This window comes from Phenylobacterium sp. (genome assembly GCF_037138395.1).
In the GTDB taxonomy this organism is placed as follows: domain Bacteria; phylum Pseudomonadota; class Alphaproteobacteria; order Caulobacterales; family Caulobacteraceae; genus Phenylobacterium.
Map to the genome: position 1 here is coordinate 1 of NZ_JBAXIM010000256.1, position 1,825 is coordinate 1,825.

Annotated in this window: 3 protein-coding genes; all 3 read left to right on the forward strand. The window is 67.2% G+C overall.

Going from position 1 to position 1,825, the window contains the following annotated elements; translation table 11 throughout:
- On the forward strand, positions 1-1,050 hold a 1,050-nt coding region (locus WCJ52_RS12970; protein ID WP_336903720.1), incomplete at its 5' end, for an ATP-binding protein.
- A gap of 71 nt (positions 1,051-1,121) precedes the next feature.
- On the forward strand, positions 1,122-1,541 hold the full coding sequence (locus WCJ52_RS12975) for a response regulator (RefSeq protein WP_336903721.1): 420 nt from the start codon (positions 1,122-1,124) through the stop codon (positions 1,539-1,541).
- Between the two features lie 65 nt (positions 1,542-1,606).
- On the forward strand, positions 1,607-1,825 hold a 219-nt coding region (locus WCJ52_RS12980), incomplete at its 3' end, for an NnrU family protein (RefSeq protein ID WP_336903722.1).

The window sequence follows — 1,825 nt, forward strand, 5'->3', positions numbered from 1 at the left end:
ACGCCGCTCAACGGCATTCTGGGCGTCACCCAGGTTCTTCTGTCCGACCCCGGGCTGAGCGCGGATGTCCGGGACCGGATCAGCCTGATGAACGGCGCGGGGGAGACCATGCGCGCCATGGTCGACGACCTCCTCGACATGGCCAAGATCGAGAGCGGGACCCTGACCATTGAGAAGGGCGAGACCGACCTCAATGGTCTGCTCGATGACGCCGTGAGGCTGTGGACGGACAAGGCCCAGGAGAAGGGCCTCAACCTGGCCTTCGACCGGAGCGGCGCCCCCGGACGGATCCTCGAGGATGGGCCTCGCCTGAGACAGATCGTCTTCAACCTCCTGTCCAACGCCATCAAATTCACAGAGGCTGGATCGGTCCGCCTTACCGTCGGGGTTGAGCCTGCGGAGACCGGTGAGCGCCTGCTCCTCCGGGTTACGGACACCGGCATAGGCATTCCCGCTGACAAGCTGGATGCGGTGTTCGAGTCCTTCCAGCAGGTGGAGGGTGGGGTCACCCGGCGCTTTGAGGGCACAGGCCTGGGCCTGGCCATCAGTCGCCGTCTGGCGGAAGCCATGGGCGGGACCCTGGGCGTGGAGAGCCAGATGGGCGAAGGCTCGACCTTCACCCTCATCCTGCCCCTGGCGCGCGCCGGCGCGGCGGCGGCGGCAAGCGCAGGGGCTTCCGGCGGGGTCTTCCTTGTCATCGAGGCCAATCCCCTCACCCAGTCGGTGCTGAAGTCCGTCGCCGCACCGCTCGGCCTGCCCATCGAGACCACCGCGTCGCCGGAGACGGCTGCCGAGGTCCTGGCGGGCGGATACGTCACAGCGGTGCTGGTCGACGCCGCCGCCCTGGGGGCGGACCGGGAGGCGCGCGTGGCTGCAATCGCCAAGCTTGTGGCGGCGGGCGCCCGCGGACTGGCGGTGACCTGGCCTTCGCCCGATCCTGAGGACATCGAGGCCGCCCTGGCCGCTGGAGCGGTGAAGGTCATCGCCAAGCCGATCTCTGCGGCACGTCTCACCGAGGCCCTCCGGGCCCTGCTGCCGGAAACCGCCTGACTTTTCGCCATTGGTGAAATTGCGCATTAACCGTTTTCGTCGCAGGGTGAAGTCGGTTGAGTGAGTGTGCCATGACAGCGGAAGCCTCGGACGTCGCCGTCCTATTCGTTGAGGACAACGAGATGAACCGGCGTGTCGTCAGGGACATGCTGGGCGTCGCTGGCGTGAATGTCGCCGAGGCGCCCGAGGCTGCAACCGGCCTGCGGATGATCGACGAGGGCGATTACGACCTCATCCTCATGGACCTGCGCATGCCCGGCATGGACGGCCTGACCGCCATCCGCCACATCCGCGCCCGTAAGGACGCCAAGGCGAACCTGCCCGTCATCGTGGTCACCGCCGATACCAGCATGACCATCCGGGCAGACTGCCTGGCGGCCGGCGCCGACGAGATCGTGCACAAGCCTGTGGCCATGAACCTGCTGTTTGACGCCATGGGCCGGACGTTGACCCTGCGCGGCGGCGGCGACGAAGGCCCCATCCTCGAATAGGCGTTTGACTTGACAGCGTAAGCGAAAGCGGTGAGCCTAGTTTGGCAGACTTGGGAGTCGTCGCCATGCCGTCGCTGATCCTAGCCGCCGTCGCCTTCCTACTGCTTCACCTGTTCATCAGCGGAACCACGATCCGCGACCGGCTGGTCGCCCGGCTGGGCGAAGGCCGGTACCTGGGACTTTTCTCCCTCGCATCGGGCGCGGTCCTGGCCTGGATGTTCGTGGTGCACCGCCTCGCCCGGGGCGAAGCGGCGGACCTGTCCTGGTGGGGTGTCACACCGGTG

Excerpts from the sequence above, each read along its gene's own strand:
- WCJ52_RS12975 (WP_336903721.1), top strand. The coding sequence starts at position 1,122 with ATGACAGCGGAAGCCTCGGACGTCGCCGTCCTATTCGTTGAGGACAAC.